15 protein-coding genes are annotated in these 19,366 nt (G+C 47.8%); 5 read left to right on the top strand and 10 right to left on the bottom strand.

Going from position 1 to position 19,366, the window contains the following annotated elements; translation table 11 throughout:
- Positions 1–13 precede the first annotated feature (13 nt).
- Positions 14–1,477 carry a glycoside hydrolase family 1 protein gene (locus NSQ58_RS25030; RefSeq protein ID WP_068940817.1) on the bottom strand — a complete coding sequence of 488 codons (1,464 nt, stop codon included), beginning with the start codon at positions 1,475–1,477 and terminating at the stop codon, positions 14–16.
- Between the two features lie 154 nt (positions 1,478–1,631).
- On the opposite strand from NSQ58_RS25030, the gene NSQ58_RS25025 reads away from it, so the two are divergent.
- A complete protein-coding gene (locus NSQ58_RS25025; protein WP_028542335.1) occupies positions 1,632–2,609 on the top strand; it encodes a LacI family DNA-binding transcriptional regulator in 978 nt (325 codons plus the stop codon).
- A 12-nt stretch (positions 2,610–2,621) separates the two neighbouring features.
- Here NSQ58_RS25025 and NSQ58_RS25020 read toward each other — a convergent pair whose 3' ends face one another.
- The 8 genes from NSQ58_RS25020 to NSQ58_RS24985 all read right to left on the bottom strand — a co-directional run bounded on the left by NSQ58_RS25020 (position 2,622) and on the right by NSQ58_RS24985 (position 13,054).
- A complete protein-coding gene (locus NSQ58_RS25020) occupies positions 2,622–3,377 on the bottom strand; it encodes a LutC/YkgG family protein (protein ID WP_028542336.1) in 756 nt (251 codons plus the stop codon).
- Complete coding sequence (locus NSQ58_RS25015) at positions 3,370–4,890, bottom strand: LutB/LldF family L-lactate oxidation iron-sulfur protein (RefSeq protein WP_053325349.1); 1,521 nt, start codon at positions 4,888–4,890, stop codon at positions 3,370–3,372. The genes NSQ58_RS25020 and NSQ58_RS25015 overlap by 8 nt, the downstream gene beginning before the upstream one ends.
- Entirely contained in the window at positions 4,887–5,615 is a 729-nt protein-coding gene (locus NSQ58_RS25010) for a (Fe-S)-binding protein (RefSeq protein ID WP_023988423.1), read from the bottom strand. The genes NSQ58_RS25015 and NSQ58_RS25010 overlap by 4 nt, the downstream gene beginning before the upstream one ends.
- 268 nt (positions 5,616–5,883) lie before the next feature.
- Complete coding sequence (locus NSQ58_RS25005; protein ID WP_023988422.1) at positions 5,884–6,642, bottom strand: DeoR/GlpR family DNA-binding transcription regulator; 759 nt, start codon at positions 6,640–6,642, stop codon at positions 5,884–5,886.
- A 20-nt stretch (positions 6,643–6,662) separates the two neighbouring features.
- Positions 6,663–8,138, bottom strand: a complete 1,476-nt coding sequence (gene rhaB, locus NSQ58_RS25000; protein ID WP_068940813.1) for a rhamnulokinase — start codon at positions 8,136–8,138, stop codon at positions 6,663–6,665.
- A complete protein-coding gene (gene rhaI, locus NSQ58_RS24995; protein WP_068940811.1) occupies positions 8,135–9,355 on the bottom strand; it encodes an L-rhamnose isomerase in 1,221 nt (406 codons plus the stop codon). The genes rhaB and rhaI overlap by 4 nt, the downstream gene beginning before the upstream one ends.
- Positions 9,356–9,707: 352 nt before the next feature.
- Entirely contained in the window at positions 9,708–11,777 is a 2,070-nt protein-coding gene (locus NSQ58_RS24990) for a bifunctional aldolase/short-chain dehydrogenase (protein WP_068940809.1), read from the bottom strand.
- Between the two features lie 263 nt (positions 11,778–12,040).
- Positions 12,041–13,054, bottom strand: a complete 1,014-nt coding sequence (locus NSQ58_RS24985) for an LLM class flavin-dependent oxidoreductase (RefSeq protein WP_068940807.1) — start codon at positions 13,052–13,054, stop codon at positions 12,041–12,043.
- Between the two features lie 245 nt (positions 13,055–13,299).
- Between NSQ58_RS24985 and NSQ58_RS24980 the strand changes: the two genes are divergently transcribed.
- The 4 genes from NSQ58_RS24980 to NSQ58_RS24965 all read left to right on the top strand — a co-directional run bounded on the left by NSQ58_RS24980 (position 13,300) and on the right by NSQ58_RS24965 (position 17,447).
- Complete coding sequence (locus NSQ58_RS24980) at positions 13,300–13,776, top strand: RrF2 family transcriptional regulator (protein ID WP_013310143.1); 477 nt, start codon at positions 13,300–13,302, stop codon at positions 13,774–13,776.
- A 31-nt stretch (positions 13,777–13,807) separates the two neighbouring features.
- The gene (gene hslO, locus NSQ58_RS24975) at positions 13,808–14,689 is read left to right on the top strand and encodes an Hsp33 family molecular chaperone HslO (RefSeq protein ID WP_068940805.1); all 882 of its coding nucleotides are present in this window, start codon (positions 13,808–13,810) and stop codon (positions 14,687–14,689) included.
- Positions 14,690–14,845: 156 nt separating this feature from the next.
- On the top strand, positions 14,846–15,679 hold the full coding sequence (locus NSQ58_RS24970; RefSeq protein WP_068940803.1) for a class I SAM-dependent methyltransferase: 834 nt from the start codon (positions 14,846–14,848) through the stop codon (positions 15,677–15,679).
- An 898-nt stretch (positions 15,680–16,577) separates the two neighbouring features.
- Positions 16,578–17,447 (top strand): aminoglycoside 6-adenylyltransferase, encoded by an 870-nt coding sequence (locus tag NSQ58_RS24965; protein WP_068940801.1) that lies wholly within the window; start codon positions 16,578–16,580, stop codon positions 17,445–17,447.
- A 49-nt stretch (positions 17,448–17,496) separates the two neighbouring features.
- Here NSQ58_RS24965 and NSQ58_RS24960 read toward each other — a convergent pair whose 3' ends face one another.
- A complete protein-coding gene (locus NSQ58_RS24960) occupies positions 17,497–19,365 on the bottom strand; it encodes an alpha/beta fold hydrolase (protein ID WP_341058390.1) in 1,869 nt (622 codons plus the stop codon).
- Position 19,366: the final 1 nt, after the last annotated feature.

Below are 19,366 nucleotides of genomic sequence, written 5' to 3'. Positions count from 1 at the left end.
CATACGCCTCCGTTTAGAGCACTTCTCCGCCCGATTCAATCACTTTTTTATACCAGTCAAAGCTTTTTTTCTTGTAGCGGTTCAGTGTTCCGTTGCCCAGATCATCCTGGTCGACGTAGACGAAGCCGTATCTCTTGGATGCCTGTGAGGTCGAAGCACTGATCATGTCGATGGGACCCCAGGCGGTGTAGCCGAACAGGTCCACTCCATCCTCAATGGCTTCCCTCATTTGCTCGATATGTTTTTTCAGATAGTCGATACGGTAATCATCGTTAATGGTCCCGTCAGGATTCATTTGATCTGTCGCACCCACGCCGTTTTCTGAAATGAACAGTGGCTTTTGATAGCGGTCATACAGGTTATTGAGCGCATAACGTAATCCTTTAGGATCAATCTGCCATCCCCACTCGGACTGCTCCAGGTAAGGATTCTTCACGCCACCAATCAGATTTCCGCTTGCTTTGGCATGCTGATCGGCAGTGGCACTGGCATTGTTGGACATATAGTAGCTCAGGGACACGAAGTCCACGAGGTTATCTCGCAAGATTTCATCGTCGCCAGGTTCTTTATGCAGAACAACACCCTTTTCTTTGAACATACGTGCGGTATAGGACGGATAATATCCTCTAGCTTGTACATCACTGAAAAAGAAGGACACTCGTTCTTCCTTTTGGCATTCAAGCACATCATCCGGATTGCAGGTATTCGGATAAAGCAACAGATAGCTGATCATACACCCAATCTGGGAGTTCGGTATAATCTCATGACAGGCTTTGACTGCCAGCGCGCTGGCTATAAACTGATGATGGGCAGATTGATACTTGTCCTGCTCCAGATTCGGGTGATTCTCTTCAATGATCCCCGCGCTGACAAACGGATGATGTTTGACACAGTTCATTTCGTTAAACGTAATCCAGTACTTTACTTTATCCTTGTAACGGGTAAATACAGTCTCGGCAAAACGGACGAAAAATTCAATCAGTTTCCGGTTTTTCCAGCCACCATATTCGGTGACAAGATACAAAGGCATATCGTAATGGGTCAGCGAGATGACAGGTTCAATTCCTTTGGCCAGCAGGGCATCAAAAACCTTGTCATAGAATTGCAGCCCTTTCTCATTGGGTTCTGTCTCGTCGCCATTCGGGAAAATACGTGTCCAGGAAATGGAAGTGCGAAAGCATCTAAAACCCATCTCGGCCAGCAGATTAATATCTTCTTCATAACGGTGATAGAAATCATTTCCCCGACGTTTTGGATAATTTTTGGTGCTGTTTGGGTCCAAAGCTTCCTTGACCTGCGCATGGGTCATCATATGCCACTGATCCAGCCAATGCTTTTTGTCGAGTGCTGGATCAAAGGTAAATACATCAGAAATCGAGAGCCCTCTTCCATCTACGTTGTAAGCCCCTTCAATCTGCATGGCAGCGGCTGCCCCGCCCCATAGAAAGTTCTTGGGAAAACCTTTTGCCTGTTCCATGTTGCATTCCTCCAAGTAGGTTATAATTTGTGAAGAAGTATGCGGAACCCATGTCCTTCAAATGCATCCCGGATTGCTGCATACGCTTTATGCTTTCATGCTACAATCTGGGATGCATTCCAGGTCAAGAACTAAATTTTTGGAGTTGAATGTCATGCATAATATAAAAAGAATTGCTGAAATTGCGGGGGTATCGACAAGTACCGTGTCTCGTGTGCTTAATCATCATCCATATGTCAGTGAAGCAACGCGGACCAGGGTGATGGAAGTCATTCGGGAACTGGATTATATTCCGAATATTAATGCGGTGCAGTTGAAAGTAGGCCGTACCAAGGTTATTGGGATCATGACCCCAACGATTAATAATTATTACATGCAAATCATCAAGGGAGTATCCAATGCGGGTAAAGAGCAAGATTATCAGGTTTTGATCTACCAGACGGAGGAAAATCAGGATTTGGAAAGCGCGGCGTTAGAGCTTTTGAGGCAGAAAAAAGTGGACGGGATCGTCATTTTACGGCGTATGCTGGATTGGTCTGCTGTGAGGCATTACACCAAGTATGGGCCGATTGTGACCTGCGAGCCATTAAAAAATAAAGAGATTTCATCCATTTATCTCGACCATTATGAAGGATTTCGGATTGGATTAGAGCATTTGGCCGAGCTGGGATTTGAAAAAATCGCCTGCACCGTAGGCAGAAAAAACAGCGTAAACAGCCAAAGAAGACTCCAGGCCTATTATGACCTGCTCGCGGCAAGGAAGCTGCCAGTGAATGAGGAATGGTTGCTCAGTGGTATCCATACGGTGCAGGACGGAATGCGAGCGTTCGCCAAGCTGGAGTCTTTAAAGGAACGTCCCCATGCCATCATGACAACCAATGATTTGGTGGCATGCGGTATTATCTCAGCTGCTCGTAGTAAAGGGTGGAAGGTTCCAGGAGATTTGGCAGTGGTCGGCTTTGAAGCTGACGAAAGTCAGGTAGCCGACGCCATGGGACTGACCAATATTACGAACCCGTTGCAGGGAATCGGACAGGAAATGTTCCGTACATTATATCAGCAATTGAACGGGCAGCCTTTGGAGCCAGCCTCCCTTGCTTTTGAATTGAAGGTCCGCCAGTCTACCTGCTAATCCATCTACAAACTAACCAATCAACAGTGTATAGACGATACCCGGCCCGTGTACACCGATCGTCAGATCATTTTCAATATCCGACGAGCGGCTCGGTCCAGTAATAAAATGAATGCCTGCGGGCAGTTGCTCACGCCCGGCTTCGTCAAAATGGCTTAGAATTTCGCCCAGCCGTGTTCGCAAGCGCTCTACTGGCAGAAGAATGATCAGTACAGTTGGCAAAAGGCTGACCGCACGGCCTTTCTCCGGCGAGGATAGCACCGCTACCGAACCGGTGTAAGCAGCCGCTTCGTCGGCGATGACGATGCCGATATCCGCCTCGGCGGCGCGGGCCTTCCAATCCTCGACTGGATCGGTGTTCCACACCGATAAACGGACTTCCGGCAGCGCCAATTCCAGCTGGAGCGCATCCAGGTCCGGCTCATTCTGCCGGACGATATAGGCCGCTCCCAGCTCTCGCGCTTTGTGCGCGATCCAGTCTGCGGTCTGCTCCAAATCCGACAGACGCACGACATGCCCGCCAACACTTGTAAAGTTGGCGGTGAACTCTTCGATGCGCTGCTCCGCGCTCCATTCGAATTCGTGCCAAAATGCAGGTGCCCCGCGAAACGGCTGAACTGGCGGTTCCGTTTGTCGTGGACGCTTGAGCCGCGTCGCGATGTCGTCCATAAAGCGTACCTGCTTGGCACGGGATTCTGCTTCCATTTGATGAAGCCACGTTTCATGGGCCGCTTTTGCTTGCGCAGAAGGATTACTCTGTTCACTCATGCTGCGTCCCTCCTTTACTTCTATCTGCCAAAATCTTCTCCATTCGACTGAGAACATCCGGCTGCATCACATTGCGTTCCTGCTCCAGCTTATGCTCCAGCGTGTTCCATTGCTGACGGAAGGATTTTTTCGCCAAAGAGGGAGCCACACGGTACGTATTCCATCCCTTTAGGGGGCCCAGCTTTAGGGTAATTTCGCCCTTACGAACGACCGCTTTCTGAGCAATCTGCCCTAGCCGAATCGCCGCTGCGAATCGCTTCGAGCTGGAAACCACGGTCGCAAAACCTTTCATTCCTACTGTTTCCAGCTTATCTCCTTGTCCCGCCTCTACCTTACGTCTACGCAAATATACCAGCATATCATGCAGCGGTATTTTGACCGGACAGGCTTCATAACACGCACCACACAGACTGGATGCACTCGCAATATCGTTCCACTCTTCGATGTTGCCATGAAGGGCAGGCGTAAGCACTGCACCGATAGGGCCACTATATGTCCCGCCATACGCATGCCCGCCAATGTGTCGGTACACTGGACAGGCATTCAGGCAAGCCCCACAGCGAATGCAATTCAGCAACTCTTGAAACTCGGGATTGCCTAGCTGTAGTGAACGTCCGTTATCTACGATGATGATGTGCATTTCGTCAGGCCCATCGGCATCTTGGCTGCGCCGAGGGCCTGAAATACCAGACATGTACATGGTCAGCTTCTGTCCAGTAGCGGATCGTGGCAGTAATGTAGCCATCACCTCCAAATCCGTCCAGGATGGAATAATCCGTTCCATGCCCATCAGCGTAATTTGCGTTTTGGGCAAAGTGGATACCATTCGTGCGTTGCCTTCATTTTCAAACAGGACCATGGAGCCTGTCTCGGCGATGGCAAAATTACACCCGGTCATGCCAATATCCGCTTCTAGAAACTTCTCACGCAGCTTTTTGCGGACAAAGCCCGCCAAAATCGTCGTATCCGCGGACAATTTCTCCCCTGCTTCTTTGGATAACAGCTCGGCAATCTGATAACGGTTTTTGTGAATCGCCGGAATGACGATATGAGACGGGGGCTCTCCTGCCAGTTGAATAATATATTCACCGAGGTCACTTTCAATCGTCTCGATACCCGCACCCTCCAGCGCCTGATTCAAATGCAGCTCCTCCGACACCATCGACTTGGATTTGACGACGGAGCGGGCTTGGCTATGCGCAGCAATATCCAGTGTAATACGTACGGCATCGGCTGCTGTATCGGCAAAATGAATATGCACCCCGTTGGCACGGGCATTTTCTACAAATAGATTTAAATAATAGTCCAGATGGGCAATGGTATGCAGACGAATTTGACGGCCCCGTTCACGCCATTCCTCCCAATTTCCGTGCTGCTCTGAAGCCACCCGCTTGCCGTTGCGCAGCCGCTCCGTAGTGAAACGAACTGCATTCCGCAGAAAATCATCATTTAGGGCCAGCTCTGCGCGTTTTTTGACCTTTTGGTTCATGGAATGTGAGTGTACGGCGGTCATGCGTGCTTCACCCCTTCGTACAGCAGCTCAGCCAGATGCATCACCCGAACTGGCTCCTCCCGATACCGAAGATTTCCAGCAATGTTCATCAAGCAGGCCATATCTAGTCCGACCAGTACCTCGGCTTCGGTCTCCCTGATGTGGTCCACTTTTTCAGTCACCATCGCTCCCGAAATATCCGGCATTTTCACCGCGAAAGTCCCGCCAAAGCCACAGCAGTCCTCAGCAAAGGGAAGTGGTACTAATTGCAGCCCCTTTACACTGCCAAGCAGCTTCATCGGTTCCTCCTTCACGCCGAGCAAACGTGTGCCATGGCAAGACGGATGGTAGGTTACCGTATGCGGAAAAGACGCGCCCACATCGGTCACGCCAAGCACCTGCACCATAAATTGCGTAAACTCATACGTCTTTTGCTCCAGCCTCCGTGCCGAATCGAGCCATTCGGGTTCATCCTTAAACAACTCCGGGTAATGATGAATCATATATGTGCACGAGCCGGAAGGAGATACGACAAAATCGCTGTCGTTAAACGCTTTCAAAATCGTTTTAGCCGCAACCCTCGTTTCATCCCAATAGCCGCTATTATAGGATGGCTGTCCGCAGCATGTCTGTACCTTTGGAAAATCCAGCTGAACACCATATCTGACAAGCAAGCGTGCCATCGCTTCCCCTACCTTGGGATAAATCGCATCACTCAGGCAGGTAATAAATAAAGATACCTTCATACGGAACACCCTTCCGTCCATGGAATAGCTATTACTTTATAACTGAAAGGTTACCTATAGTGCCGCTGCGCAGTCAGATGGTGCTTCCCATCGCTGTTGCCCCCAGATTCTTTACTCAATGCTAAAAATCCGGGGGAAGTGATACTTTAGAAGCTTGCAGTGGGATTCTCACTTATAACTTTTTTACATCATCAAAGAATCCCACTGCAATAGCGATCGTAAGACCAAATGAAACGCAAAGCAGCCTTCACCTTGGAAACTCCCCGCTTCACACAACCGTAACTGGAATAGCCAGCTCCGCAAGTTGACTGCGAATCGGGTCCGACAACCGCGAATCCGTAATAATCTCGGATACCTGCGACAGGTTCACGACGTGCGTAAACGCCTGTTGCCCAAATTTGCTCGCATCCGCCAGTAAAATCACACGGTCTGCAATGCTGACCATTTTCTGCTTCAAACGTGCTTGCAGTTCATTCGATTCACTAATACCGCGATCCAGATGAACCCCCTGGCTGGAGAAAAACAATTTATCCACATAATAGGTTTCTAGTGAACGCTCTGCGAGCGGGCCTACAAATGACAGCGAGCGTTGAAGCAACTGCCCCCCTGTCGAAATAACCTCGATTTTTTCCTTACCCGCCAGCTCTGTAGCTACCCGAATTGAATTTGTTAATATTGTCAAAGGAATATCCGGTAAACTTGACGCCATATACCAGGCGGTTGTGCTGGCATCCAGCAAAATACGATCATTCGGCTGAATCTGCTTGACCGCTTCCTCGGCAATCCTACGCTTTTCCTCTGCGTTCATAATTTCCCGTACCGCATAGGGCGTTTCAGGCTGCTCGTTTTTGACACTGACCGCTCCCCCATGCGAACGGCGCAGTCGTCCCGCCTGCTCCAGGCGGTCCAGATCACGGCGGATCGTTTCCTCCGTTACTTTGCACAACTCACTCAATTCGGACACCCGTATGCTTCCTTTTTCATTAACGAGCTGCACAATCATCTCATATCTTTCTGCGACCAGCATGGCAATCTCACTCCACATCTTTAATGTACAAAAAGTCCCGCCACCCGCCGGAATTGCCCGTAGGCATCCTCCCACGCTTCTGACTCGGCAGGTTCATATTCCTCCACGGAAATAGAATCCGCGATGACCCGGCGTGCTTCCCATATATCGGCGAACTTTCCCTGTGTCATCCATTGTACCGCAAGATTGCCGATTGCGCTCGCTTCTGCAGGTCCCGCCCACACTGGTTTTTGAACCGAATTAGCTGTCCATTGGCACAGCAAGCGATTTTGAATCCCTCCTCCGACCATATGCAAACCATTAAACCGTTGTCCTGACACCTGCTCCGTAAGCTCCAAAATGTAACGGTACTTTAACGCCAGACTCTCCAAAACACAGCGCGTGATTTCTCCCGGCGTCTCGGGCAATGGCTGCCCGGTGTTGCGGCAATATTGGCGAATACGTGTTTTCATATCCCCGGCGTGCAGAAACAGTTCATCGTCCGGGTCAATCAAAGAAGTGAATGCTGGAGCCTGTTCTGCCATATGAACCAGTTCGGGGAAGGAATAGGAGTATCCCTGCCGCTCCCATTCTCTGCGCGCCTCCTGTAAAATCCACAAGCCCATAATGTTTTTAAGCAGCCTGTAAGTTCGACCGACCCCACCTTCGTTCGTAAAATTAAAACGAAGCGTATCGTCATTGATTACAGGCTGTGCCGTTTCCGTTCCCATCAGAGACCATGTTCCGCAGCTCAAGTACGCAAACGAGTGCTCCAGCGCAGGCACGGCAGCCACAGCAGATCCCGTATCGTGCTCTGCTACTGCAATTACAGGAATCGCCCCAATACCCAGATCGGTCATGACCGACGAGCGGATAGTTCCTGCAACATTTCCTGGCTCCAGTACCTCACCAAACCAGGAACGGGGAATATTGATTCCAGACAAAAGCTCATCATCCCATTTTTGCTGCAACGGATTATATAATTGCGTGCTGGTCGCATTCGAAAACTCATTGTACATTTCACCTGTCAGAAAATACCGCAGCAGATCTGGAATCATCAAGAAATGCTTTGCCTGCTCCAGCAACGGTGAACTCGCATTTCGCATAGCAGCCAGCTGATAAATCGTGTTAAACGTCAAAAACTGAATGCCTGTACGCTGAAAAATGAAGTCTTTTCCCTGCCGTTCCTGTATTTCTTCCATCACCCCGTGGGTGTGCCAATCCCGATAATGATAAGGGTTCCCCAGCAATTCTCCGGTTTTCCCAATTAATCCAAAATCGACCGCCCAGGAGTCAATCGCAAGACTGGACGGATTCACTCCCATATGCTTGGCTTTGAGCAAGCCTTGCTGAACCTCGTGATACAGACGCAACAGATCCCAGTGCAGACGCTCCCCAACCTTGACCGGATCATTCGAAAAGCGGTGAATTTCCTCCACCACTATACGTGAACCTGTCAATTCTCCGAGTAGAACCCTGCCGCTGCTTGCCCCCAAATCATAAGCGAGGATGCTCACCAGCTTGCACCACCCTTGCCTCTTTGCAAAATCTGCGTGCCATACTCAGACGCTAAATAGGCTTTCATCGGGTCTGCCGGTAACCCTTGCTCTTCACGGATCGCTCTGAGCAATGGTGCCACATCGAACTCAAACGCTTGGCGCACGGCATCCTCCGCACCCAGCACATCCTGGCGACTCGCCGCTTCCTCCACCTCTGCATGATTGATCAGAAGTGCCTTCGCATATTGAGTCTGCACATTCAGCACCGAGCGAATCATCGCCGGAATTTTGGGTTCAATATTGTGCGATTGGTCGATCAAATAAGCAATTTTATCGACGGTATGGCGAATATCCGCATCCGCATCCTGAGCCGCATTCAAAATCTGATAAAAAATCAAGAACAGTTCATACGGATTCGCGGAGCCCACGATCAGATCATCATCCGCATATTTGTAGCTATTAAAATGAAAACCACCTAATCGCTTCTCATCAATTAGAAACGCGACAATATGCTCCACGTTGGCTCCCGGCAGATGATGCCCTGTATCCACCAGCACCTGTGCCTGCGGCCCCAGCTTGGTTGTGAAATTGTACGCCATACCCCAATCGGCAATATCCGTATGATAAAAGGCTGGCTCGAACGCCTTGTATTCAATCAACATGCGCATGTCTGGAGTAAGCGCCTTATACATTTCACTGAGCGCTTCCAGCATCCAATTTTTCCGTTTGCGAATGTCTCCCTGACCGGGATAATTCGTTCCATCTGCGAACCATAAGCTAAAATCGTTAGAGCCCGTTTCCTTCGCAATATCCACGCATTCCAGCAAATGGTTGATGGCCTTGCGGCGGATGGCCGGGTCTACATTGGTGACACTGCCGAGCATGTAGTCCTCGTCTTGAAACAGATTGGGATTCACGGCCCCAATCTGTAGTCCCAAGCTTTCGGCATGACTGCGAAGCTTGCCGTAATTGTCTACTGTATCCCACGGAATGTGGATCGCAACGGATGGACATAGGCCTGTCACGGCATGAACTTGCGCGGCATCCTCCAACTTTTCGAACGGGTCACGCGGCACGCCTGTTTTCTGAAAGACTTTAAATCGTGTACCTGAGTCACCATATCCCCAGGATGGTGTTTCTATGCTAAGCGCTTTCAGCTTTGCCTTTACTTGCTCCAGGTCAATGCCCCGTTGTTGCTGTTGCTCCTCGAATAAGGCGTACGCTTTGTCACTCATCGTGGTTCCTCCTTGGAAAATGAAGTGAGTTACGGGAGGCCGCTTCGCGTGCGGATTGTTCTTCCGATCGCTGTTGCAACGGGATTTTTCATTTTATAACACATGATAAGGTTAAAATCCCGTTGCAAAGGCGAACACATCGTTTCTTCAGAACAATTCCGCCCGCTCTGCTGCTGACCACCCATAAAGTCACTTCTATTTTTAAAGTGTTAGTGTGTATAAGCCCTTCGAAACTATCGTCATGTGGCTTGGATTAGTGAAATAGATTAGTACATTAAATTAGTTCATTATAATCCTAAGTGTTGAGCCGTTGAAATGAGTCTATCGCTTACATAGGTTCATTTTAATTCGGCTAGCGCGTAAATGCTGCAGGGACGCCACCGTCGATGGTCAGCATACAACCTGTCGTTTTCTCTGCCTTGGATGAGGCGAAAAAGGCAATGCCCTCGGCGATATCCTGCGGGTAAATGTTGACCAGCAGCGTCGTCCGTTTGCGGTAATGTTCCTCCAGCTGGTCGGGCTCAATCCCGTAGGCGGCAGCGCGCTCGTTGCGCCAATTGGAGTTCCAGATTGCCGAGCCTTGCAGAATGGCATCCGGCAAAATGGTGTTCACACGGATACCATATTCACCGCCTTCTGCGGCAATACAACGGGCTAAATGCGCTTCCAGCGCCTTGACCGAGCTGTAGGCTGTTACATTTTTTCCTGCGTAGACCGAGTTTTTGGAGCCGACGAACACCATGCTGCCGCCAAGTGTCTGCTCCTTCATGAGCTTGAACGCTTCTCGTGCAACCAGAAAATAACCCGTTCCCAGCACATTCACATTTAAATTCCATTCCTTTAACGATGTTTCATCGAACGGACTGGATGTAGCAAGGCCTGCATTGTTGACGATGGTATCTACACCGCCATAGGTCAATGCCGTTTCTGCATAGGCAGCCTGAATTTGCTCCTCCTGCGTCACATCCATTTTTACGGCGATGGCACGATTTTCTCCGTAGCTACTATTTATCTCTGCGGCTACCTTTTGCGCGCCTTCCAGATTCAGATCTGCCAGTACGACATGTGCGCCTTCATCTACCAAACGACGTGCGGTTGCACTGCCAATTCCGCCTGCACCGCCTGTAATGAACGCAATTTTACGGGAAAATTCAGCTTCTGCTGGCGCGAGTGACAGCTTATAAAGCTCCAGCGGCCAATATTCCACGTTATATGACTCGTTCTCGCTGAGTGAAACAAACTCTCCTAACGCCGTTGCTCCTCGCATGACAGCAATAGCCCGATGATACAAGGCGCCGCTTACCTGCGCGTTGCTCCAGCTTTTTCCTGTGTTGATCATACCAATACCCGGAATCAAAATTACACGTGGCGCAGCCTCAAACATAACATCTCCCTCATGCCGATTGCGCTCGAAATAAGCTTGATACTGCTCCTTATAGGCTGCTATACCCTCGGCAAGCTTAACTTTCAAGCCCTCTACATCCTCCACATCCGGTGTCCAATCTACATAGAGTGGCTTCATCTTGGTATGGACCAGATGATCCGGGCACGCAGCCCCGACCTGGGATAAAGCAGCAGAATCCCGGCCGTTCACAAACTCCAACACATCCTCCGCGTCATCAAAGGTGAGGATCATCTTTTTCTCATCACTGACTGCACCACGGACGGATGGCATGACCTGGGATGCAATGCTACGGCGTTCTTTATAAGTAAGCGCTTTATATTTTGTGCCTCCAAATGCCTGCTTTTCCTCTTGACGAGCTTTAATATAGCTTTCTGCTTCTTGAATGATTTCGATTGTTTTCGCATAAGCCGCTTCGGATGTCTCTCCCCACGTAACCAGACCATGCTTTTCCATCAATACCAATTCAGCTTGTGGATGATCGAGTACACCTTGGGCAATCATTTTCGACAGCTTAAAGCCAGGACGGATATAAGGCACCCATACAAAACGGTCACCGAAAATTTCCTTAGCAATTTCCTTGCCGTTGTGCGCACAGCACAAGCTAATAATCGCGTCCGGGTGTGTATGATCCACATGTCTAAAAGGCAGAAAAGCATGCAATAGCGTCTCAATTGAAGCCCGTGGATGCTTGGCATCTATCATACAGTTCGCCAAATATGCGACCATATCCTCGTCAGACATATCTTCCCTTTCAAATAAAGGACGAATATCCTCCATACGAAGCCCTGTGAAGTTATGCGCTTTCATTGTTGCGAGATCGGAACCGCTGCCCTTAACGTACATCACTTCTACTTCACGCCCACGAAAATCTTGTATCATCGTTTTGGCCGAAGTGTTGCCGCCTCCCCAGTTGCACACACTCCTATCTGTGCCAATCAGGTTAGAACGGTATACGAGCTGTTCCAGCGTGCTTTTCTGCTCAGATGCTTGTGAAGAAATCCACAGACTTTGTACCATAGGAAAAAGACCTCCAAGTTTAGTTTTAGTTTTGAAAGGCTTTATTACAGTGGTTATTCTTTGTTTATGGAGACTATAACACTTTTGTTTTAATTTGAAAATAAGTAATACAAAAATAATCAAAAATAAATTTTAATTTTTACCCATCTATAAAACGGATATATTCATTGTAAAACGATTATTTCCACGCAGAAAATAAAGGCCATGTCAGAATCGGTTATAAGAACCTTTCTGGCACAGCCTCATTTGTTTAACTCATCTAATTACCCAACTATACGCATCACTTTGGCTAGCAGCTCGTACGAGCGCAGGCGCGCTTGATGGTCATATACCTGAGAGGTTGTAATCAGCTCATTGGCTCTCGTCTGGTCGATTATCAAATCCATCTTTTGCTTGACGGTGTCAGGACTGCCGATGGCTGAATACCCCAGCATATTACCACGAACCATCTCCTTCTCGTGCTCACTCCAAAGCTTTTCCATGTCATCCACTGGTGGCTTCAGTCCTCCGCTGTGCCCGCGCAGCACATTTAGAAACTGCTGTTCTTGTGAAGTAAAAAGCCATTTTGCTTCCTCATCAGAATCTGCAACAAGCACATTAACACCGACCATCACATATGGCTTATCCAGTGCTTTGGATGGCCGAAAATTGCGATGATACAACTCTAAAGCCTGTAGCAAATGAGCCGGGGCAAAGTGGCTGGCGAACGCGAACGGCAACCCAAGCTGACCTGCCAGCTGTGCGCTGAATCCGCTTGATCCCAGTAACCAGATGGGAATGTTCAGCCCTTCTCCAGGAATCGCTCTTACTCCCGGAACGGCTCCGTTTAGCGCTGGATTCAGGTAAGAACGCAGCTCATTCAATTGCTCGGGGAAATCTTCCCCAGTACTGTGAAGCCCTCGCCGCAGTGCCCTCATCGCGGGTTGATCCGTGCCTGGAGCCCGGCCAAGTCCCAGATCAATTCGTCCCGGATAGAGCGACTCTAGGGTTCCAAACTGCTCTGCAATCATGAGTGGAGCATGGTTAGCCAGCATAATACCGCCTGAACCGACCCGAATCTTGTTTGTATGTGCAGCTACATGCCCGATGATCACGGACGTAGCCGCACTAGCGACCGCCTGCATATTATGATGCTCCGTTAGCCAGTACCGATGGTACCCCCATTGTTCAGCATACTGGGCAAGATCCACCGTGTCGCGGAAGGAATCGGCAGGAGTGCCGCCTTCAATGACAGGTGCAAGATCTAATATAGATAGTGCAACGTTACGCGTAGTCATTATATATAAACCCCCTGTCAAAATATTATTTTACATATTTCCCTCAACGTCTTAATTCTTTGACCCATCAATTGATACGTCAATTATGATAATGTGTTCCGTTATGAATTGCAAATGATTTAAATTTTTAGTTTTTATCAAAAAACAGTTTACTTTTATAATAAGCTCATCTATTATGCAATATATGTGGATAATATTTATCCACGTTAGCCTGGTTATAAATATTGAGGTGATTGCTAGTGCATATGAAAACAGGTGTCGAACAATCTGTCTACGCTCTTCTTCTACTCACGATGCTGCCGGACAAAGCCGTTTTACCTGGGGAGGCCATCAGCCAGCAGTTAGGTGCTTCACCTACTTATTTTCATAAACTGTTACGAAAATTGGTTAGCTCCGATTTGATTACTTCTGTACCTGGTGTCAAGGGCGGGTTCAAATTAAAGAAAAAACCTGAGGATATACGGGTATTTGATATTTATCTAGCGATTGAGGGACAACAAACCCTGTATTCTTCCAGTGGTATATACAACGAAATGCTTGAATTAAAGAAAGACGATCAGTGTTGTTTACTGGCAAATTTGATGGAAGAAGCGGAAGCCTCCTGGAAGGCCGTTCTGAAAAGAGAAACCATCGCGTCACTATCCGCTGACTTTTTTAAAGAAGGATATGATGACAAAATTACTTCTTTGGAGAACTGGATTCAGGAAAAAATGGTCTTGTAAAGAACTCTAATTAACAGAAAGGAATATGAACATGAACGATTATTTAGTAAAAGCTCTTGCCTACAACAATCAGGTACGGGCTTATGCCGTGAGAACAACGGAAACGGTAAGTGAGACCCAACGGCGTCATTATACCTGGCCCACAGCATCGGCTGCATTGGGACGTTCTATGACGGTCGGCGTCATGCTGGGAGCCATGCTTAAAGATGAGGATAAACTTACGATCAGAATCAACGGTGGCGGACCTATCGGCACCATTCTTGTCGATACCAACTCCAAAGGTGAAGTTAGAGGTTATGTAAAAAATCCACAAACCCATTTTGAGCTTAATCAGATAGGGAAATTAGATGTCGCCAGAGCTGTAGGAACAGATGGAGCGCTAATTGTATCCAAAGATATCGGCTTAAAACACCCGTTTGTTGGACAGGTCCCTCTCATATCGGGTGAACTGGGCGAGGACTTCACATCTTATCTTGTCCAATCCGAACAAATTCCTTCTTCTGTGGGAGCGGGAGTTATTGTTAACCCGGATAACTCTATACAGGCGGCTGGAGGTTTTATTATTCAGCTGATGCCAGATACACCAGAAGAGGTTATCAGTTTTATCGAGAGACGAATTGAGAGCATTCCAAGCATCTCCGCAATGGTCATGGAAGGTCTTACACCAGAGCAGATTCTGGGTCAGATTTTAGGAGAAAGCAACATGAACATACTGGAAATCATGCCTGTACAATTTCATTGTCCCTGCTCACAAGAGCGCGTTACCAATGCCATTATCAGCTTAGGGAATAAGGAAATAGAAGATATGATCCATACCGATGGAGAGGCTGAAGCTCATTGCCACTTTTGTAACGCACACTACCATCTTACCAAAGAAGATCTCGAAGGCATGCTGGAAACAAACATCATTTAAATATGGGCTGTTCCCAAAAAGTAGGTTTAGCTACTGGGGAACAGCTTTTTTCTTTCCCAATGCTTCCGATGGTTTCTTAATCCTAAACACGGTAGACTTGTTCATGATGTAAGTGATAATGTTATATTATTCCAATCACTTGAGATGAGGTGCGCTATGCTCGAAAAAGATACGCATGAAATTCTGGCTTATTATGATGGCGGTGCAGAAATAGGCAGGTTAGAGCGAGGCATAGGAAAAATAGAACTGGAAAGATCAAAAGAAATCATTTCACGTTATCTCAGGGAGTCTACTCATGTTATTTACGATATCGGCGGCGGTGTAGGGGTCTACTCTTCGTGGCTGGCGGAGCTGGGATACGAAGTTCATCTATTTGATCTATCTTCCCAAGCCATTGAATTCGCTCGTCAGCAGCAACTGAATAAACCCATCATCAGCAAGCTGGAAACCGCGGATGCCAGAAATCTTGATCGTAAAGATGAAAGCGCGGACATCGTGCTATTGATGGGACCTTTATATCATTTAACGGAACAGAAGGAACGAGTAAAAGCACTGCAAGAAGCGGCGCGTGTCTTAAAAAAAGGTGGAACGCTGATTACTTCAGCTATTTCCAGGTTTGGCTCGCTACTGTGGGGGCTATCGGTGTACGGTGAGTGCAATACCATTGTGGAGGAAGATGCGTTCATGGATATGGTCAGACAGGAGCTAACAGATGGTCAGCATGTGCGCCCTGCTGCTTATCCCTCTTTTCTCACACGCTCCTACTTCCATACACCGGATGCTTTGCGCGCAGACTGGCAGGCGGCTGGATTACCGAAGCCTCGTATACTGGGTGTGGAAGGACCCGTCTGGATTGCACCCGGATTTGAGGAAAAGTGGGTGCTTCCTTCCCATCGCAGCCGCTTGCTGGATATATCACGGCAGGTTGAAGAGCAGGAATCCGTAATCGGTATGAGCCCGCATATGCTTGCGGTAGGTACCAAGTCTTAAAACTCAGCACCTCTACAATTACGGTCAGATGCCGCTGCTTTAATAGTTCACGATCTATTGCTACGATATCCTCTCCAAGCGGGTTAGCTATACCGTCCAAATGCTGAGTAAACGTCATTCGTCCACTCTTCATAGGCCGTAAATCCTTCATCACGGTTTCAAGAGCAGCTTCCCACTTCTCATCTGTCGGGTAATATAGCACGTAGTCTAATTCTCCTTTGGATGCCAGTTGAGGTAATAGGATTTCTTGAAGCAACATGTTGATTTCTTTTAAAAAGGCTTTATTGTCCGGACTTCCTCCCAGAAAAATGCCTTGGGGGTTGCTCAATACAGCGGTATCCCCATTATTAGATAAAAAAATTCTACCCGGTATGGTGCCGCTAATAACACCTTGAATCGATATGTGATGCTTCATTGTAATAAAAAGACCGAATGCCTTATAAAAATAAGATTCCGCGAGTTCTATTCCTTTAATCATGTGATGAGCACACATCTGTCCGATTTGCCTCCCATAAGCCTATGAGAGATTCTTTCTTATTCATCTAAATACATAAATCTCTCATAAGCTTTTTGATTTGTTTGTTCGTATTCAAACATCATCACTCCTTTAAACGTATTAGAGGATTAGGCTCTAAGATGGTCTGTACTTGATGCCTCGCTTCATTATGGATAAAACATACAATTCGGTCAAGTGTACTTCTGGTAATGAAGAAGGCCTCGGCAGCACAATTGAATGGCTTCTGTGTATAGGCTATTGTAAGGATAGGAGACTTTTCCCAGATAAAAGAACTTACAGGAGGTTGTTTTCCTTGATGATCCTTGAGCTAGTGGCCATTATTTCTATTGCTCCCTTGTCCACGTTTTTCTCCTTTAGATACCGCTTGTGGAGACAACTATTATGAGAAGTGAACATGAAATGCTTCATACCATTCTCCATCTTGCTCAAGAGGACGAACGGGTACGTGCCGTGATTCTGAATGGTTCACGCGCCAATCCACATGCTCCACGGGACATTTTTCAGGATTATGATATCGTCTTTCTCGTATCCTCCATGGACAGCTTTATTCAGGAACGTCGCTGGATCAACCATTTTGGTGAATTGATCATTATGCAGACGCCCGATGAGCATATGGAACCTACTCCGATGCCCCGTGATCGTTTTGCTTTTCTCATGTTATTTACGGACGGCAATCGCATAGATCTTACTCTCTATCCTACAGAAAACATCACCAATTGGACCCGAGACAGCTTAAGTGTACTGCTGCTGGATAAAGACGGGCTTGTGCAGCCTTTCCCACCGCCAAGTCTTCAAGATTATAAGACGATACCCCCAACCGCCCAAGCCTATGCGGATTCCTGCAACGAGTTCTGGTGGGTCAGTACTTATGTGGCTAAAGGATTATGGCGACAAGAGCTGCCCTATGCTAAATTTATGCTGGATCGGCCTGTTAGAGATGCGCTCCACTTGATGTTGGAATGGCATATTGGTATACGAACAGACTTCGCGGCAGATCCGGGTAAGCAGGGAAAATATTTTGAGAACCACCTTGAACCTGGACTTTGGACACTCTACATCCAAACGTTTGCGGATGCAGATTATGAACATATGTGGCAGTCTCTTTTTATCATGGGAAATTTATTTAGAGAAGTTGCCTTGGAAGTAGCGAACCATTATGGTTACGAATATCCGACTCTGGACGATCAACGTGTTACGAACTATCTCCATCACGTAAAAGCTCTCCCAGCAGATGCTAAGGACATTTATTGATAAAAAACCAGTCGGCACTTGATTTATATGTGCTAGGCTGGTTTTATTTTTATACACTAACGTTATTCTGTCGTATGTGCTGCTTTAGATATTGCGCTGTTCGTTCCGGTTGCGAGATCGGAAAATGATGGGCTGCCGGAATATTCAGCGTATGCAGGGCATGAAATGGCTCGGGCAACTTATAGATCTGATCCTTCACACCCCATAGAATCGAAACCTCCTCTTTATCCATTCTTTCGGGTATCTCAGGGAGCGACCGGAAGCTATCGGACTTGGTTAGCATGGCTAGGGCTTGCGCAGTCGTCTTTCTTACGCGTGGGGAACGCATTTCTTCAAGAACATACGTGATGTATGCTGGCGGGATATCGTCGATACTTTCAAAACAAGTCTGCGCAAGCAATTGCTTGCGTAAGCCTGACTCGCTGAGTCTGCCTAGCATACTCTCCGTAATTCGTGCGCTCCGATATCTGCGCGGAGCAGTATGCAATACAGGCTGCAATAGGTGTAAGCTACTGATACGCTCAGGTACGCGTTCCCATGCCTTAGCAGCTAGTAGTCCGCCGAACGAATGACCTACAAGGCAGATTGGCGTTTCCAAAGCCTGAATAGCCTGCACTAACGATTCAATGTGGCCTTCTAGTACATCCTCCTTATGATGGTATGGGGAACGGCCAAAACCGGGAAGATCCACCAAGCAAACAGAGGATTCCGGAAATTGATTTGCCAGCGGTATCAAACAATCTGCCCCGCTGAAAGTACCGTGAACTAATACGATCGTTGGATTTCCATTCTTCACCCTTCGCTCCAGGGTAGCTAATGGCCCACGTCTGTTGCGGACATATCCATCTGTATCTATGGTGGAATGAGCAATCCTGAAATCAAGATCAGTAATGACAAATGGGAACATGCTTTTGTTCGTTGCCTGTGACAACCCGTATTTACGTTGAATCTCTCGTGCTGCATCCAGTGGGTAGTCCACATCCACGATAAAATCGAGTGATTCCTTCGGAATACCTAACTTTTGGCCCAGAGGAGTACCCAATATACTGGTTAGCCAAGCTGGCGAGATCGAACCGAGCGGTTTACAGACACGAAGCTCCTTCGCCATATTCGTTCCCAGCTCTATCATCGTTGGACTCTGCTGCCTGTCATCCATCAAGTAGTATGTTTCACTAGCAGGATGTGATTCCTTCGTAAGAACACTGATCAATTCGGCTGCATGATCTACATGGACCAAGGGAAGCCAATGAGATTTTCCGCCGGGGACAAGTCCCATAAGCTTGCGCGCTGTAGAACCTACGAGAATGCCTAGCCCACCAGTTTGGGGCGTATCCCCAGACTCTGAGTCACCCATGACAACGCTCAAATGGACAACCGAAAGCGGAAATCCTTCCTTGTGTGCTCCTTGACGAATACGCAAATCAGCCAAAAATTTCATCCTTTCATATGGAGGCGCCTGTTCCAAATGAGCGATGACGGGCTCGGGAGTAATCCAGTTATGATCATTAAAAGGGCTTTTATACCCAACCAAATGAATAAAATGTCGTAACCCTTTGCTCGCATGAATATGTGTAGCCAACGTTATCATTTCTTCTGCCGCTTGTAGAAAAGCTGCTCTCGCATCCTCCTCTCCCAGCAGAATATCCATCGGGCCTCCTGCGTGAATTATCACATCTGCTGTCTCCACGAGTTGCCTGTCAACAGGATTTAATCCTAGAGCAGGTATACTCAAATTGCCAATAACCGGTGTTAATTTCCCGATATGCCATGCTGTCTCCAAATCCATTTGCCTGCATATTTGTTCCCACTTCTGCTGCGAACGAACCAGGACGGTAATAGTGTGTTCCGCCTTTGAAAGTTGTCGTAACGTATGCATGCCGATAAACCCTGTGCCGCCCGTGATAAAGATATGTGCCATA

The sequence above is a fragment of the Paenibacillus sp. FSL M7-0134 genome (genome assembly GCF_038007865.1).
In the GTDB taxonomy this organism is placed as follows: domain Bacteria; phylum Bacillota; class Bacilli; order Paenibacillales; family Paenibacillaceae; genus Paenibacillus; species Paenibacillus polymyxa_B.
This window is presented reverse-complemented; position numbering and strand designations above follow the sequence as displayed.